This is a genomic window from Pseudomonas sp. COR18, from assembly GCF_048568395.1.
Classification (GTDB): domain Bacteria; phylum Pseudomonadota; class Gammaproteobacteria; order Pseudomonadales; family Pseudomonadaceae; genus Aquipseudomonas; species Aquipseudomonas fuscovaginae_B.
Genome location: NZ_CP183808.1, coordinates 1,218,024 through 1,233,166 on the forward strand (window position 1 = coordinate 1,218,024; position 15,143 = coordinate 1,233,166).

The following is a 15,143-nucleotide window of genomic DNA, read 5'->3' on the forward strand; positions in this document are numbered from 1 at the left end:
AAACCCGAACGATGCCGCAGGTGGACCCCGAACTCTTCGACCGTGGCCAGTTCCAGGCGGAACTGGCCCTCAAGGCCAGCCCCATAGCGGCATTCAAGAAAGTCATCCGTCGCGCCCATGAGGTTCTCGACGAACGCTTTCGCAGCGGGCGCGACATCCGTCGACTGATCGAGGATCGCGCCTGGTTCGTCGACCACATCCTGCAGCAGGCCTGGGAACAGTTCGACTGGAGCGAAGATGCCGATATCGCCCTGGTGGCGGTTGGCGGCTACGGTCGTGGCGAACTGCACCCCTACTCGGACATCGACCTGCTGATCCTGCTGGACAGCGCCGACCATGAGATCTTTCGGGATTCCATCGAGCGCTTTCTGACCCTACTGTGGGACATCGGCCTGGAAGTCGGCCAGAGCGTCCGCTCGGTGCAGGAATGCGCCGAAGAGGCCCGGGCCGACCTGACCGTCATCACCAACCTGATGGAAAGTCGCACCATCGCCGGCCCCGAGCGCCTGCGCGAGCGCATGCTCGAGGTCACCAGCACCGAGCACATGTGGCCGAGCAAGGACTTCTTCCTGGCCAAGCACGCCGAACAGAAGGCGCGCCACCACAAGTACAACGACACCGAATACAACCTGGAGCCCAACGTCAAGGGCTCTCCCGGCGGCCTGCGGGACATCCAGACGATTCTCTGGGTCGCCCGCCGCCAGTACGGCACCCTGAACCTGCGGGCGCTGGCCGGCGAAGGTTTCCTGGTGGAAAGCGAAAACATCCTGCTGGCCTCCTCCCAGGAATTTCTCTGGAGGGTCCGCTATGCATTGCACATGCTCGCCGGACGCGCCGAGGACCGCCTGCTTTTCGATCACCAGCGCAGCATCGCCGGACTGCTGGGGTTCCAGGGCGACGACGCCAAGCAGGCCGTCGAGAACTTCATGCAGCAGTACTACCGGGTGATCATGAGCATCGCCCAACTCAGCGAGCTGATCATCCAGCACTTTGCCGAAGTCATCCTCGCCCCGGAAGACGAAGCGCCGCCGCAACCGTTGAACTCGCGCTTCCAACTGCACGATGGCTACATCGAGGCGAGCAACCCGAACGTGTTCCGCCGCGCGCCATTCGCCATGCTGGAAATCTTCGTGCTGATGGCCCAGCAACCGGAAATCAAGGGGGTGCGCGCCGACACCATTCGCCTGCTGCGCGAACATCGCCACCTGATCGACGACGACTTCCGCAACGACATCCGCAACACCAGCCTGTTCATCGAGCTGTTCAAGTGCAGGATCGGCGTACACCGCAACCTGCGCCGGATGAACCGCTACGGCATTCTCGGCCGCTACCTGCCCGAGTTCGGCGATATCGTCGGGCAGATGCAGCACGACCTGTTCCACATCTATACCGTCGATGCGCACACGCTCAACCTGATCAAGCACCTGCGCAAACTGCAGTACACCCAGGTTTCTGAGAAATTCCCGCTGGCCGCCAAGCTCATGGCCAAACTGCCCAAGCCCGAGCTGATCTACATGGCAGGGCTCTACCACGACATCGGCAAGGGCCGGCATGGCGACCACTCGGAACTCGGCGCGATCGATGCCGAAGCCTTCTGCAAGCGCCACCAACTGCCCGCATGGGACAGTCGCCTGATCGTCTGGCTGGTACAGAACCACCTGGTGATGTCGACCACGGCCCAGCGCAAGGACCTGTCCGATCCGCAGGTGATCCACGACTTCGCGCAGATCGTCGGCGACCACGTCTACCTGGACTACCTCTACGTGCTGACCGTCGCCGATATCAACGCGACCAACCCGACGCTGTGGAACTCCTGGCGCGCCAGCCTGCTGCGCCAGCTCTACACCGAGACCAAGCGCGCCCTGCGTCGCGGCCTGGAAAACCCGGTGGACCGCGAGGAGCAGATCCGCCAGACCCAGAGTGCGGCCCTTGACATCCTGGTCCGCAACGGCACCGACCCGGACGACGTCGAACAGCTCTGGACACAACTGGGTGACGATTACTTCCTGCGTCACACCGCCGGCGATGTCGCCTGGCACAGTGACGCGATCCTCCAGCAGCCGGCCGATGGCGGGCCACTGGTGCTGATCAAGGAAACCACCCAGCGCGAATTCGAGGGCGGTACGCAGATCTTCATCTACGCCCCGGACCAGCACGACTTCTTCGCCGTGACCGTGGCAGCGATGGACCAGCTCAACCTGAACATCCACGACGCCCGGATCATCACCTCCAGCAGCCAGTTCACCCTCGATACCTACATCGTGCTGGACACCGATGGCGGCGCTATCGGCGACAACCCCAAGCGGGTCAAGCAGATCCGCGAAGGCCTGGCCGAAGCCCTGCGCAATCCCGACGACTATCCGACCATCATCCAGCGCCGGGTGCCGCGCCAGCTCAAGCACTTCGCCTTTGCCCCGCAGGTGACCATCCACAACGACGCCCAGCGCCCGGTGACCGTGCTCGAACTGAGCGCCCCGGATCGTCCCGGACTGTTGGCGCGGGTTGGAAAGATCTTCCTGGAGTTCGACCTGTCGCTGCAGAACGCGAAGATCGCCACCCTGGGCGAACGGGTGGAGGACGTGTTCTTCATCACCGACGCGCAGAACCAGCCGCTGTCCGACCCGCAACTGTGCAGCCGTTTGCAGGACGCCATCGTCGAGCAACTGAGCGTCACCTCCGAACCGACTGTCGAACTGACCCGCCTGAGTATCTGACGGCGGGCCATGAACCTGATTCCGATTGAGAGCCGTACCCGATGAACAACGCGTTGAACCAGTTGCAACCCTACCCGTTCGAGAAACTGCGCGCCCTGCTCGGCGGCGTCAAACCCGCCGAGGACAAGCGTCCGATCGCGCTGTCCATCGGCGAACCCAAGCACCGCTCGCCAAGCTTCGTCGCCGAGGCACTGGCGGCCAACCTGGAGCAGATGTCGGTGTACCCGACCACCCTGGGCATCCCGGCCCTGCGCGAGGCGATCGGCACCTGGTGCGAGCGTCGCTTCAACGTACCGAGCGGCTGGATCGACCCGGCGCGCAACGTGCTGCCGGTCAATGGTACCCGCGAAGCCCTGTTCGCCTTCACCCAGACCGTGGTCAATCGTGGCGAAGACGCGCTGGTGGTCAGCCCCAACCCCTTCTACCAGATCTATGAAGGTGCCGCCTTCCTGGCCGGGGCCAAGCCACACTATCTGCCATGCCTGACCGGGAACGGCTTCAACCCGGATTTCGACGCCGTGCCCGCGGACATCTGGCAGCGCTGCCAGATCCTCTTCCTCTGCTCGCCAGGCAACCCGACCGGCGCACTCATTCCCCAGGCGACCCTGGAAAAACTGATCGCCCTGGCCGACGAGCATGACTTCGTGATCGCGGCCGACGAGTGCTACAGCGAACTGTACTTCGACGAGCAGACGCCGCCACCCGGGCTGCTCAGCGCCTGCGTGGCCCTGGGCCGCAAGGACTTCAAGCGCTGCGTGGTGTTCCACAGCCTGTCCAAGCGCTCCAACCTGCCCGGCCTGCGCTCCGGTTTCGTCGCCGGTGACGCCGATATCCTCAAGGCCTTCCTGCTGTACCGTACCTACCACGGCTGCGCGATGCCGGTGCAGACCCAACTGGCCAGCGTCGCGGCCTGGAGCGATGAAGTCCACGTCCGCGCCAACCGTGCGCTGTACCGGGAGAAGTTCGACGCGGTGCTGGAGATTCTCGCGCCCGTACTGGATGTGCAACGGCCGGATGGCAGCTTCTACCTGTGGCCGAATGTGCAGGGCGACGATGCCGAATTCTGCCGTGACCTGTTCGCCGAGGAACACGTGACCGTGGTGCCGGGGTCCTACCTGTCCCGCGAGGTCGACGGCGTCAACCCGGGCGCCGGCCGGGTGCGCATGGCCCTGGTCGCGCCGCTGGCCGAGTGTGTCGAGGCGGCGCAGCGGATCCGCGCCTTTATCGAGCGTCGCCAGGGCCAGGCGTAACAGGCCAGGGTGCGGGCGGGCCTGCCCGCTCGTACCGCACCCGGCGAGCTAGATGTCCAGCACCAACCGGTCGGACTTGCAGCCCGACACGCAGAGCATCATGGTCCTGCCCGAGGCCCGCTCGGCAGGGCTGAGCACGAAATCGCGGTGATCAGGCGTCCCCTCCAGGACCACGGTTTCACAGGCCCCGCAAACGCCCTCCCGGCAACTGTAGGAAAGACTCTGCCCCGCAGCGATCAGCGTATCCAGCAGGCTGCCCTTTCCATCATGATAGAGCTGCTTCGCGGAACGCGAGAGCACCACTTCAAAGCCACCGGCCCCACCCGGCACCGGCAGTGCCGCGCCGCTGAAGCGCTCCGTATGGCCGTGCTCGATCCCCAGCACCGTGCAGGCACGCTCGAACGCCTCCAGCATCGGCCCGGGGCCACAGCAATAGAAATGCGTGTCGCGAGGGTAGCCGCTCATCAGGGCCTCAAGGTCCGGAGCCCCGCCCTGCTGGTCATCGAAGTGGTAGTTCACCGAGCCGGGCAGGCTCTCCAGCTCGCTCCGAAACGCCACGTCCGCCGCCGAGCGCACGCAATACAGCATGTCGACGGCAGCCCCCTTGCCGGCCAGGTGCCGGGCGATGCTCAGGAGCGGTGTGATACCGATGCCGCCAGCGATGAAAACGGCCCGGCTGGCACTGCCTGCCGGGAAATTGTTGCGCGGCGCCGAAGCCTTGAGCAGCCCACCCACCCGCAGGTGTTTATGAATGAACGCCGACCCTCCGCGGCTCTGACGATCATGGAGTACGCCGAGACGGTAGTGGCTCAGGTCCGTTGGGCAACTCACCAGCGAATAGCTGCGCACCAGCCCGTTGGGCAGATGCAGGTCGATATGGGCTCCGGCCTCGAATGCCGGCAGGTGCCCGGGGCCGACCGGCGCCAGGTCTATCGAGACGATGCTGGGGGTTTCCCGGGTGATGTTCCTGACGCGGACGGTCTGAAGGCTGGCGTTCATAACAACTTCCTTGTATATATCGAGGCATAGAGGCTATTGACCTCGTTTGGAGCAGGCCTCTATCTCTGACAAAAATAATGATTCACCGATACCGGATTTTTTCTATGCTACTTATGGATGAATGTATAGAGCTGTTAAGTGCAATGGATGCACGCACCTGGTTCCAGTCGCTTGTTCTATCCGTGCAGAAACTCGGATACAGTCAGGTCCTGTATGCCCTGAAACCCAACAAGGAGGCACAGAACAGTACGGCACAAATCATGAGCAACTTTCCAGAATCCTGGCGAAGCCTTTATGATAACGAGAATTACTCCAGTATCGATCCTGTCGTTTCCCATAGTTTCTCATCCTCGCTTCCCATTCTCTGGGAAGACAAACTCTACAAAACCAAAAGAGAAAGGGAGTTCGCCGAAGAAGCCCGGCGGGCCGGACTCAGCCAGGGTCTGACGCTGCCCATCCACGGGGCCCAGGGCCAGGTCGGCATGCTCAGCCTGAGCTGCGAATCGATGCCGCAAAACGAGTACTCACAAGTCCTGCAACACAGCATCCCCGCAGCCAGCATGCTGCGTGACTACGCGGTAACGAGCGGCAGCAACTTCTTTCTCCAGAACTCCAACTCGAATACACCTCACCTGACACCTCGGGAACTGGAAATCCTGCATTGGGCATGGGCCGAAAAAACCACCTGGGAAATTGGCAAGATTCTCAGCCTGGCGGAACCCACCGTCGAATTTCACTTCAAGAACATTCGCCGCAAACTCAATGTCAGCTCCAGACGGCTCGCCGTGGCCAGAGCCATACAACTAGACCTCATGACGCCCTAGGCCACCCTCACGGGCCGACACGGAGAGCAGATCGTTGTCATCGATCCGGCCAGCCACATACAGGCTGAGCAGCACCAGCAGGCTGGCCGAACCGTTGCCCCCACACTCCAGCCGGCTCGCGGCCGGCTGGCTCAAGCCGAACAGGCCCCAGAACGCCTCCTGGCTCTTGCCCAACTGCAACCGCAAGGCAACGGCCTGCCTGATCAAACTTCGCTCCACCCTCATTTCGGCGCCTTCGCAGGGAAACCCAGACGATATTCGACTCCCGTCCGGCCAGCCACCTATCAGATTGATAGGCTACTAATTATCCACACTGGATATATAAATACCTCGTCTTTTCGAGGTAACTTCCATGAATATAGCCATTGATAAAAGAAACAACTTCGACGATATATGCCTGGAAAAAATGCATATCCTGAGAGCCAAGATATTCCGCGACAAGAAAGATTGGGATGTCAGTGTCATCGGTGGCATGGAGATTGATGGCTACGATGCACTGAACCCCTATTACATGATCCTGCAGGATGCCGGCCTGGATGAAAGTGTCCGCGGCTGTTGGCGACTCTTGCCCACTACCGGCCCGAATATGCTGGCCGATACTTTCCCGGAACTTCTGGCGGGCGCCCCGGTTCCCTGCGCGGAGGACACCTGGGAACTCAGTCGCTTTGCCATCTGCCAGCAGGGCGGTCGCTCCTATGCATTTTCCGAGCAGTCGCTGATCGCTATACGGGCGGTCGTCCACTTTGGTGTCGAGCGCGGCCTGAAGCGATTCGTCACGGTGACCACGGTGGGCGTCGAGAAACTGCTCATTCGGCTCGGCCTGGATATTCGGCGACTGGGCCCGGCCAAGACCATCGGTGTGGAACGCGCCGTTGCGCTGTCCATCGCCCTGAACCGGAAAACGCTGGACGCCCTGGAGAAAACCGAGGCCGCGTCCAACCTGTCAAACTGATAGGTTGTCCCGCCCACGGATTGATAGATGATTTGCCCCCACACCGGGCCCGTCCCGGTTGCCACCACGAGAGGCAAACACCACCGCTCTCATCATAAATACAATTGGACTGTGGAGAAGACACATGGAAACCGTGACCGATTTGCCAAAAGGCGCCACCAACGCATTCGCCAGCCGCGAAACCTGGCCAGCATTCATTACCGCCACCGCCCAGCAAGACTATCTGGCAGCCGAGGCGGGCCTGCAGCGGGCCCTGGAACAGGGTTACAGCCATTGGTACATCGACGGCAGCCTTGAAGGCGAACGTCCCTCCGACTTCACAGCGCAACGCCTGGCGGCGCTGAATGAACTGATCGCCAACAGCGGCGTGAAACCGATTTTCCACGGCAACTTCAAGGCCCCGCTGGGCAGCGATGTCGAGGACCTGGCCGCCGCCGCCCTGGACTACGTGAAAAAAGAGGTCGATATCTGCGCCGCATTGGGCGGTGCGCCACTGATCGTCCACGGCGGTGGCGTGGTCGAGCCGCGTCTGGTCAAGGAAGCCCGCCAGAAGGGCCTGGAGGGTCTGGTTGGCAACCTCCGGGAACTGGTGGCCTATGGCAAGGCCCGGGGCGTCGAGATCTGGCTGGAGAACCTGTGCAACTACACCCGCTTCCACCCCTTCTATTACATCTGCACCACGGCAGACGAGGTCGAGCATGTGCTGGAGTCCGTTCCCGGCCTGCACATGTTCCTGGACGTGTCCCACGCCTACGTCAATGAGGGCGATCCCCTGTCGTTCTTCTGGAAATTCAGCGACCGGGTCGTTGGCATGTCTTTCAGTGACAACAATGGTGACCGGGATTCGCATTTCCCGCTGGGCCAGGGCAACCTCGATTTTCCGGGCCTGATCGATGCCATTCAGTACACCGGCTGGAAAGGCATGGTCGGTTTTGAAACCCGTGGCGGCACCCTGCGTGGCAGTGTCGATTTTCTCAACCAACTCGTAGCGTCCTGCGCTCGATAATCTGCAGCGCTGACGGCGGATTCGCTTCGCCGTCAGCGCCAGGAGCTGCCTCATGGCAAACCAAGCGTCGATCACCGATTCGCCCGGCGAACAACGCCGGGCCAGTCGTAACTCCTTCACCGAAGGTTGCATCGATTCACTCCCCGTCTGCCTGACCTTCATGTTCCTTTTTTTCTCCATCGGGGCCGCCAGTCGGGATGCCGGGTTCATGGGCCTGCAGGCCCTGATCATGACCTTCACCGTGCATGCGGCGCCGCTGCAGGTGTTCCTCGCCCAACACGGCGCGAACCTGACGGTGATGTCGATCCTGTTCACCACGCTGGTGGTCAACTTCCGCTTCCTGATCATGTCCTCGGTGTTGACCGAGCACTTCAAGGGCGTGCCGCTGTGGAAGTCGTTGCTGTCCGCCCAGTTGCTGTCGATCTCCACCTTCACCCTGTCCAACGCCAAGAAGGGCATGATCGCCAACGTCTACAACTATTACCTGGGCTGTGGCATCAGCACCCTGTCGATCGCCATCGTCGCCACCGGCCTGGGCTACTGGGTCAGCGGCGATCAGAACCCGCTGCTGCAATCGGTGATCGGCGTGATCCTGCCGATCCACTTCACCGTGCTCGCCTCACTCGCCTGGCCAAAACTCAAGCCGATGATCGCCACCGGTGCCGGCTTCGCCCTGACCCCGATCGTCGGTCGCTACCTGCACGACTACCAGATCTTCGTGGTGCCGTTCGCACTCGGAGCCGCCCTCCTGATCTGGGACGAACTGTTCGAACGGAAGAGCCAATGAACAACTGGACGCTTATCCTCGTCGCCTCGCTCGCCTCCTACGTGCTGCGCGCGCTGCCCATCCTGGTCTTTCACAAACTGCCGATCGCTTCCGATGGCTTGATCTATCGATTCCTCAACTATGCGGCCTTTGGCGTCATGGGCGGCATCATCTACTCCGCCCTGCTGGGCGAGCGTTACTACGACGACTGGCTGGGGCACTTCGAAAACCCCACGGCCCTGCTGAAGCTGGCCACCCTGTGCCTCGCCGTCTTTCTCGCCGCGCGTTTCCGGGGAGTATTCAAGACACTCTTCATCTGCCTCGGCTTTTTCATCGCCATGACCTTCTTCGTAGGAGCTTGATGCAATGCCCGACTCTCGCCCGACACAGCCGGACCTGGAGAAACTGCGTGCACGCCACGCCGAACTTCGCGACCGCCAACAGCCGATCAACATGACCCGCGGCCTGCCATCGCCCGAGCAGATCGCCCTGGCCCACGACTTTCTCAGCCTGCCCGGCAGCCACCCGTTCGCCTCCGCCGACGGCCAGGACTGGCTCAACTACGGTGGACTGCAGGGCGTCAAGGAGGTCCGTGAGCTGTTCGGCCCGGCGCTGCTGGGGCTTCCCGCCGACCAGGTGGCCATCGGCGAGAACTCCAGCCTGGCGCTGATGCATGAAGCCATCGGCCATGCCTGGATCCGGGGCTTCGCCGGCATGCAGCCGTGGGGCAAGGCCGACAAGGTGCGCTTCATCTGCCCTGAACCTGGCTACGACCGGCACTTCTCGATCTGCGAGTATTACGGCATCGAGATGGTCCCCGTGGTGTTGAACGAAGACGGGCCGGACATGGACGAGGTCGAACGGTTGGTCGCCAGCGACCCGAGCATTCGAGGCATGTGGTGTGTCCCCCGGCACGCCAACCCCAACGGCGCAATCTACAGCCAGCAGGTGGTCAACCGACTGGCCAGCATGTTGACCGCAGCCCGGGATTTCCGGTTGTTCTGGGACAATGCCTATGCGGTCCACGACTTCCACGAGCACACCGAGCCGGCCCCCGACGTCTATGCGGCCTGCGTCCGCACAAACAACCCGGAGCGGGCGATCCTGTTCGCCTCGACCTCGAAAATGGTCATTCCCAGTTCCGGCATCGCGATGATCGGCGGCAGTCCCGAAACCCTGCGCTGGTGGCTGCAGTGCCGCCAGTACAAGACGATCGGCCCGGACAAGGTCAACCAGGTCAGACACCTGATGTTCTTCCAGACGGCGGACAACCTCAGGGCCCACATGAAGCGCCATGGCCAATCCCTGGGGGCGAAGTTCCAGCGGGTCCGGCAGATCTTCAGCCAGCACCTGACAGGCCTGCCGGAGGTCAGTTGGTCACATCCCAGCGGCGGCTATTTCATCACCCTGCTGGTTCCCGACGGGCTGGCCGGACGGGTTGTGGATATCGCCCAGGAGGCGGGCGTGAAAATGACCCCCGCCGGGGCCACCCACTGCCACGGTCACGATGCCCGGCAACGCCACCTGCGCATTGCGCCGTCCTACCTCAACCTCGCGCAGATCGAGCAGGCAGCCGAGGTCATCGCCAACTCGGTAAGACTGGCCTGCGCCGAGCGCGAGTCCGGCCGCTGACGACCTGCCCGGCACCCTGGCATGACGGGCAGCCCCCGTCATGTCGTTTCATAGCACCACTCCAGGAGTCGCCATGAGCGAACTGTCATTGCCCACTGCACAGGATGTGCAGGCTGCCGCCCTACGCCTTGCGGGGCACGTACGGCGCACCCCGGTGTTCACCTCCTCCACCCTCGATACCTGGCTGGGAAACCGGGTCCATTTCAAATGCGAGCAGTTCCAGCGCATGGGGGCGTTCAAGATACGCGGCGCGCTCAACGCCCTGATGCAACTCGATGCCACCGCCCGGCAGCGGGGCGTGGTGGCCTACTCCTCGGGCAACCACGCCCAGGGGATAGCCCTGGCCGCGCGGGAGCTCGGGATTCCCGCCGTGATCGTCATGCCCTCGGACGCGCCAGCCGCGAAGAAGGCCGCGACACTGGGCTACGGCGCGTCCGTGGTCGAATATGACCGCCACGCCGAAGATCGCCTGGCGATCGCCCGACAACTGCAACAGGACCACGACTACACGTTTATCCCGCCATTCGATCACCCCGATATCATTGCCGGGCAAGGCACCGCCGCCCTGGAACTGTTCGAAGAGGTGGGGCAACTGGACGCGCTCCTGGTACCGGTGGGCGGCGGCGGACTGATTGCCGGCACGGCGCTGATCGCCAGCTCTATGTCTCCGGCCTGCGAAATCTTCGGAGTGGAGCCGGAGGCCGGCAACGATGCGCAGCGTTCTCTGCACTCGGGCTCACTGGTCACCATCGCCACACCCATTACCATCGCCGACGGAGCCCAGAGCCAGTCACTGGGCAAACTGACCTTTCCGATCATCCGGGAACGGGTCACCGACATCGTGACCGTCACCGATGAGGAGTTGCTGCGGGCCATGCATTTCCTCGCCGAAAGAATGAATCTCGTCGTCGAACCCACCGGCTGCCTGGCGGCGGCCGCAGCGTTCAAGATGCGCGAACAGCTTCGGGGCAAACGGATTGGCGTGATATTGTCAGGTGGAAATGTGGACCTCGCACACTACGCCCGCCTGCTGCTCGAGCTGCCCGGGCCCTCGGGGCACTAGTGCACAGAACATGGAGAGAAACTCGTTATGAAGGACCGGCTCATAGACGCCCAGACCCTGCTCGGCCTCGCCGTGGAATCATCGGGCATAACGGTGGACTGTGCCTGCCTTCGGCGCAATCTGCAGGGTTGGAGCAGTTGGCCGGTGGGCTATCAGGAAGAAGCCTTTACAGCGATCGGCACACTGTCGAAGTACCCTCCGGAAGAGGCGGTCATCGACGAGTACCACCCCGAGGGCACGACCTACTGGTCACCCGAGGCCCCCATCGCACCGCTCTATTACCCCTACAACCAGTCCACCGTGTGGTGCTGTTCCCATTGCAGGCGCCTGTACCTTCGCCACAACGATGACGGTGCCTACCATGTGGAACGGCGTATCCGCCGCGTTCAGCCAGAACGGGTGGTCGACGCTCCCCACGCCAACGACGGCCGCGAACCGGGTTGGTGAGCCCGCCAGCCCCGGCGCTATTTCACCTGCCCCAGGTTGGCCTCGCTCAGGTCCAGTTCACCCAGCACCTCACGCAACGCATCATCCCCGATCTGGTGATGGCGCCGCAGGCTGTAAAGCTCCAGGCGCTGTGCCCGCAGCGCCTTCAAGCGCAGGCGCCGCTCCAGCAGGTCCATCTGGAAGGCCAGGGCCTGGGCCTCGGCGGAATCGTTGAACACCTCCAACTGATGCCGATACTCGGACATGATCCGCGCCTTCAGCTCGGTGGCCAGCGCCGCCTGGGCGGCATCCGCGACAGCATTGGGCTCGGCCGCTTCCTCGATCTCCAGGGCACGGATCGCCGCCTCGGCGGTGCGCCGCCAGGCCTCGCGCACCTCACGGCGACGGGCATCGTCCGGGCTCGGCGCGACATCGCGCAACAACAACGGCAAGGCGACACAGGCCGCCACCAGCGACAACAGGATCACCCCCGCGGCAATGAAGATCAGCAGGTCACGCTCGGGGAAATCGGTGCCCGGAGCGATCAGCAGTGGCACCGACATCACACCGGCCAGGGTCACCGCCCCGCGCACGCCACCAAACGTCAACAGCCAGCAGGAACGCGCCTTGGGCATCGACGTCAGTTCACTCTTGCCGCGCCAGCGACGCAGCAGCACCGACAGCCGCCAGATGCTCTGTACCCAGACATAACGCAATACCAGCAGCACCAGGAAGATCGCCAGCACATCCAGGCAACGATAGAGAAGCGTCGGCCACAGCGAGGTTTCATGGCTGGCCACCGCCTTGACGATATCCGGCAACTGCAGGCCCAGCAGCAGGAAGATCAGGCCGTTGAAGGCAAACTCCAGCAGTGACCAGACGCTGCGATTGAGCAGCCGGGTGCTGGTCTGCCGGGGTAGCAGATCGAGCCAGCTCTGCATCATCCCCGCCGCCACCGCCGACAGGATACCCGAGACACCCAGACGCTCGGCCAGGACATAGGCGGCAAACGGCAACAGCAACATGAACACCACATGGGTCGCCGGATCGTCCCAGCCGCGGGCAATCATCCAGGCCCTGAGCCGCCCGACCAGCCAGCTCAACACGACACCGGTGGCCAGCCCGCCGATGGCGACCAGCAGGAACGTGAGGCTGGCGCTGGCCAGGGAAAACACCCCGGTGATGGCCGCCGCCAGGGCGAACTTGAAGGTCACCAGGCCCGAGGCGTCGTTCATCAGCGCCTCGCCCTGCAACATGTGCATCAACGGCGTGGGCAGGCGGTTCTGGGCAATCGCCGAAACCGCCACGGCATCGGTGGGCGACAGTACCGCGGCCAGGGCAAAGGCCACCGGCAGGGGAATGCCCGGCAATAACCAGTGGATGAAGCAACCGGCACCGACCACGGTGAACAGCACCAGCCCCACCGCCAAGGTCAGCACCGGACCGCGCAAACGCCAGAACTCGCGCTTGGGCATGCGCCAACCATCGGAGAACAGCAGCGGTGGCAGGAACATGAAGAGAAACAGCTCGGGGTCCAGGGCAACGTGCAGGCCGAGGGTCGGCCACGCCAGCGCCGCGCCCGCGGCGATCTGCACCAGGGGCAAGGGCAATGGAATCACCCGCGCCAGCAACCGCGAGACGCCGACCAGCATCAGCAGAATGAGGACGGTGTAGGCGGTTTGCATAAGGCGACTTCCCAATCGTTCAACAAGCTATCCGGCAACAATCAGCCGCCAAAGTGCCATATTAACCGCTTAATCTGCCGCGCGGACGTTGCACCAAGGTCGCAAGGGCGATTCCTGCCAGCCGAACGGACAGGTACGGGGTTGGCCCCGAACCGACTCGGCCATGGCATAATTACCGACTGTTCATCTCGCATATCTGCAAAAGGGGGCAATTCCCGTGACCGATACGAGCAACACATTGCGCCTTTTCGGAATCAAGGCCTGCGACACCATGAAAAAGGCTCGCACCTGGCTGGAAGAACACGCGATAGCCTACGATTTCCATGACTACAAGACCGCCGGCATCGACCGCGAGAACCTGACCCGCTGGTGCAACGAGCATGGCTGGGAAGTGCTGCTCAACCGCGCCGGCACCACCTTTCGCAAGCTCGACGATGCCAGCAAGGCCGATCTCGACCAGGCGAAGGCGATCGAGCTGATGCTCGCCCAACCCTCGATGATCAAGCGCCCGGTGCTCGATCTCGGCAACCGAACCCTGATTGGCTTCAAGCCAGATAGCTACGCGGCGGCCCTCAACTGAGCCAGAGTGCTCAGGGCCCCCACTCAATTTCGCAAGAGGTAACTGCATGTCCACTACTCTGTTCAGCCTGGGCTTCGGTGTCGGTACCCAGAATCGTCAAGGTGCCTGGCTGGAAGTGTTCTACGCACAGCCACTGATCCAGCCATCGGCCGACCTGATCGCGGCAGTCGCCCCGGTACTGGGCTACACCGGCGGCAACCAGGCCATCAGCTTCACCCCCGCGCAGGCCTCGCAACTGGCCGAAGCCGTCAAGGGCATCGACGCCGCACAGGCCGCCCTGCTGACCCGCCTGGCCGAAAGCCACAAGCCGCTGGTCGCCACCCTGCTGGCCGAAGACGCCCAACTGAGCTCCACCCCCGAGGCCTACCTCAAGCTGCACCTGCTGTCCCACCGCCTGGTCAAGCCGCACGGCCTGAGCCTGGCTGGCGTGTTCCCGCTGCTGCCGAACGTGGCCTGGACCAGCCAGGGCGCGATCGACCTGGCCGAACTGGCCGAACACCAGCTCGAAGCGCGCCTGCGTGGTGAACTGCTGGAAGTGTTCTCGGTGGACAAGTTCCCGAAAATGACCGACTACGTGGTGCCGAGCGGCGTGCGTATCGCTGACAGCGCACGTATCCGCCTGGGTGCCTACATCGGCGAAGGCACCACCGTGATGCACGAAGGCTTCGTCAACTTCAACGCCGGCACCGAAGGCCCGGGCATGATCGAAGGCCGTGTCTCGGCTGGCGTGTTCGTCGGCAAGGGTTCCGACCTGGGTGGCGGCTGCTCGACCATGGGCACCCTGTCGGGCGGCGGCAACATCGTGATCAAGGTCGGCGAAGGCTGCCTGATCGGCGCCAACGCCGGTATCGGTATCCCGCTGGGTGACCGCAACACCGTCGAGTCGGGCCTGTACGTGACCGCCGGTACCAAGGTCGCGCTGCTCGATGAAAACAACCAACTGGTCAAGGTGGTCAAGGCCCGTGACCTGGCCGGCCAACCGGACCTGCTGTTCCGTCGCAACTCGGAAACCGGCGCCGTGGAATGCAAGACCCACAAGTCGGCCATCGAGCTGAACGAAGCGCTGCACGCGCACAACTGATGGCGCCCTCCCCTGTGGGAGCCGGCTGGCTGGCAATCGCGGTGTTCCAGTAATCGCTTTCGCGGGCAAGCCCTGCTCCTACAGGGAGTCGCCAGGCTATGTACGAAATTGTTTGAAGCGCCGGATTTTAACGCACCGTACCTGTAGGAGCAGGGCTTGCCCGCG

The 15,143-nt window shown here is 63.0% G+C and carries 15 protein-coding genes; 12 read left to right on the plus strand and 3 right to left on the minus strand.

Annotated elements, in window-relative coordinates:
* The first annotated feature begins 11 nt into the window (after nt 1-11).
* Nucleotides 12-2,714 carry a [protein-PII] uridylyltransferase gene (locus ACM62G_RS05730; RefSeq protein ID WP_054061834.1) on the plus strand — a complete coding sequence of 901 codons (2,703 nt, stop codon included), beginning with the start codon at nt 12-14 and terminating at the stop codon, nt 2,712-2,714.
* A 41-nt stretch (nt 2,715-2,755) separates the two neighbouring features.
* Entirely contained in the window at nt 2,756-3,964 is a 1,209-nt protein-coding gene (dapC, locus tag ACM62G_RS05735) for a succinyldiaminopimelate transaminase (protein ID WP_419736830.1), read from the plus strand.
* A 48-nt stretch (nt 3,965-4,012) separates the two neighbouring features.
* Here the strand turns inward: dapC and ACM62G_RS05740 are convergent, their stop codons facing one another.
* Complete coding sequence (locus tag ACM62G_RS05740) at nt 4,013-4,963, minus strand: PDR/VanB family oxidoreductase (protein WP_419736831.1); 951 nt, start codon at nt 4,961-4,963, stop codon at nt 4,013-4,015.
* A 143-nt stretch (nt 4,964-5,106) separates the two neighbouring features.
* On the opposite strand from ACM62G_RS05740, the gene ACM62G_RS05745 reads away from it, so the two are divergent.
* The gene (locus ACM62G_RS05745; RefSeq protein WP_239687976.1) at nt 5,107-5,787 is read left to right on the plus strand and encodes a helix-turn-helix transcriptional regulator; all 681 of its coding nucleotides are present in this window, start codon (nt 5,107-5,109) and stop codon (nt 5,785-5,787) included.
* Here the strand turns inward: ACM62G_RS05745 and ACM62G_RS05750 are convergent.
* Complete coding sequence (locus tag ACM62G_RS05750) at nt 5,767-5,994, minus strand: hypothetical protein (protein ID WP_239687977.1); 228 nt, start codon at nt 5,992-5,994, stop codon at nt 5,767-5,769. The two genes, ACM62G_RS05745 and ACM62G_RS05750, sit on opposite strands and share 21 nt — an antisense overlap.
* Nucleotides 5,995-6,139: 145 nt before the next feature.
* Between ACM62G_RS05750 and ACM62G_RS05755 the strand changes: the two genes are divergently transcribed.
* The 7 genes from ACM62G_RS05755 to ACM62G_RS05785 all read left to right on the plus strand — a co-directional run bounded on the left by ACM62G_RS05755 (nt 6,140) and on the right by ACM62G_RS05785 (nt 11,653).
* Nucleotides 6,140-6,739 (plus strand): acyl-homoserine-lactone synthase, encoded by a 600-nt coding sequence (locus ACM62G_RS05755; protein WP_054058451.1) that lies wholly within the window; start codon nt 6,140-6,142, stop codon nt 6,737-6,739.
* A 124-nt stretch (nt 6,740-6,863) separates the two neighbouring features.
* The gene (locus ACM62G_RS05760; protein ID WP_419736832.1) at nt 6,864-7,745 is read left to right on the plus strand and encodes a sugar phosphate isomerase/epimerase family protein; all 882 of its coding nucleotides are present in this window, start codon (nt 6,864-6,866) and stop codon (nt 7,743-7,745) included.
* 52 nt (nt 7,746-7,797) lie between these two features.
* Nucleotides 7,798-8,532, plus strand: a complete 735-nt coding sequence (locus ACM62G_RS05765; RefSeq protein ID WP_419736833.1) for an AzlC family ABC transporter permease — start codon at nt 7,798-7,800, stop codon at nt 8,530-8,532.
* Entirely contained in the window at nt 8,529-8,873 is a 345-nt protein-coding gene (locus tag ACM62G_RS05770; protein WP_054058454.1) for an AzlD domain-containing protein, read from the plus strand. Before ACM62G_RS05765 ends, ACM62G_RS05770 begins: the two co-directional genes overlap by 4 nt.
* A 4-nt stretch (nt 8,874-8,877) precedes the next feature.
* On the plus strand, nt 8,878-10,143 hold the full coding sequence (locus ACM62G_RS05775) for an aminotransferase class I/II-fold pyridoxal phosphate-dependent enzyme (protein WP_419736834.1): 1,266 nt from the start codon (nt 8,878-8,880) through the stop codon (nt 10,141-10,143).
* Nucleotides 10,144-10,216: 73 nt separating this feature from the next.
* On the plus strand, nt 10,217-11,206 hold the full coding sequence (locus tag ACM62G_RS05780) for a threo-3-hydroxy-L-aspartate ammonia-lyase (RefSeq protein ID WP_419736835.1): 990 nt from the start codon (nt 10,217-10,219) through the stop codon (nt 11,204-11,206).
* 27 nt (nt 11,207-11,233) lie between these two features.
* A complete protein-coding gene (locus ACM62G_RS05785) occupies nt 11,234-11,653 on the plus strand; it encodes a hypothetical protein (protein ID WP_273819423.1) in 420 nt (139 codons plus the stop codon).
* Between the two features lie 17 nt (nt 11,654-11,670).
* Here the strand turns inward: ACM62G_RS05785 and ACM62G_RS05790 are convergent, their stop codons facing one another.
* Complete coding sequence (locus tag ACM62G_RS05790; protein ID WP_419736836.1) at nt 11,671-13,317, minus strand: Na+/H+ antiporter; 1,647 nt, start codon at nt 13,315-13,317, stop codon at nt 11,671-11,673.
* Between the two features lie 271 nt (nt 13,318-13,588).
* Between ACM62G_RS05790 and ACM62G_RS05795 the strand changes: the two genes are divergently transcribed.
* Nucleotides 13,589-13,897, plus strand: a complete 309-nt coding sequence (locus ACM62G_RS05795; RefSeq protein WP_239687978.1) for an arsenate reductase — start codon at nt 13,589-13,591, stop codon at nt 13,895-13,897.
* A 46-nt stretch (nt 13,898-13,943) separates the two neighbouring features.
* Complete coding sequence (gene dapD, locus ACM62G_RS05800) at nt 13,944-14,978, plus strand: 2,3,4,5-tetrahydropyridine-2,6-dicarboxylate N-succinyltransferase (RefSeq protein ID WP_054058460.1); 1,035 nt, start codon at nt 13,944-13,946, stop codon at nt 14,976-14,978.
* The last annotated feature ends 165 nt before the right edge of the window (nt 14,979-15,143 follow it).

Coding starts and splice junctions, on each gene's coding strand:
- ACM62G_RS05770 (WP_054058454.1), top strand. CDS start 8,529: ATGAACAACTGGACGCTTATCCTCGTCGCCTCGCTCGCCTCCTACGTG.
- ACM62G_RS05740 (WP_419736831.1), bottom strand. CDS start 4,963: ATGAACGCCAGCCTTCAGACCGTCCGCGTCAGGAACATCACCCGGGAA.
- dapD (WP_054058460.1), top strand. CDS start 13,944: ATGTCCACTACTCTGTTCAGCCTGGGCTTCGGTGTCGGTACCCAGAAT.
- dapC (WP_419736830.1), top strand. CDS start 2,756: ATGAACAACGCGTTGAACCAGTTGCAACCCTACCCGTTCGAGAAACTG.
- ACM62G_RS05760 (WP_419736832.1), top strand. CDS start 6,864: ATGGAAACCGTGACCGATTTGCCAAAAGGCGCCACCAACGCATTCGCC.
- ACM62G_RS05730 (WP_054061834.1), top strand. CDS start 12: ATGCCGCAGGTGGACCCCGAACTCTTCGACCGTGGCCAGTTCCAGGCG.
- ACM62G_RS05755 (WP_054058451.1), top strand. CDS start 6,140: ATGAATATAGCCATTGATAAAAGAAACAACTTCGACGATATATGCCTG.
- ACM62G_RS05765 (WP_419736833.1), top strand. CDS start 7,798: ATGGCAAACCAAGCGTCGATCACCGATTCGCCCGGCGAACAACGCCGG.
- ACM62G_RS05775 (WP_419736834.1), top strand. CDS start 8,878: ATGCCCGACTCTCGCCCGACACAGCCGGACCTGGAGAAACTGCGTGCA.
- ACM62G_RS05745 (WP_239687976.1), top strand. CDS start 5,107: ATGGATGCACGCACCTGGTTCCAGTCGCTTGTTCTATCCGTGCAGAAA.
- ACM62G_RS05795 (WP_239687978.1), top strand. CDS start 13,589: ATGAAAAAGGCTCGCACCTGGCTGGAAGAACACGCGATAGCCTACGAT.
- ACM62G_RS05790 (WP_419736836.1), bottom strand. CDS start 13,317: ATGCAAACCGCCTACACCGTCCTCATTCTGCTGATGCTGGTCGGCGTC.
- ACM62G_RS05780 (WP_419736835.1), top strand. CDS start 10,217: ATGAGCGAACTGTCATTGCCCACTGCACAGGATGTGCAGGCTGCCGCC.
- ACM62G_RS05785 (WP_273819423.1), top strand. CDS start 11,234: ATGAAGGACCGGCTCATAGACGCCCAGACCCTGCTCGGCCTCGCCGTG.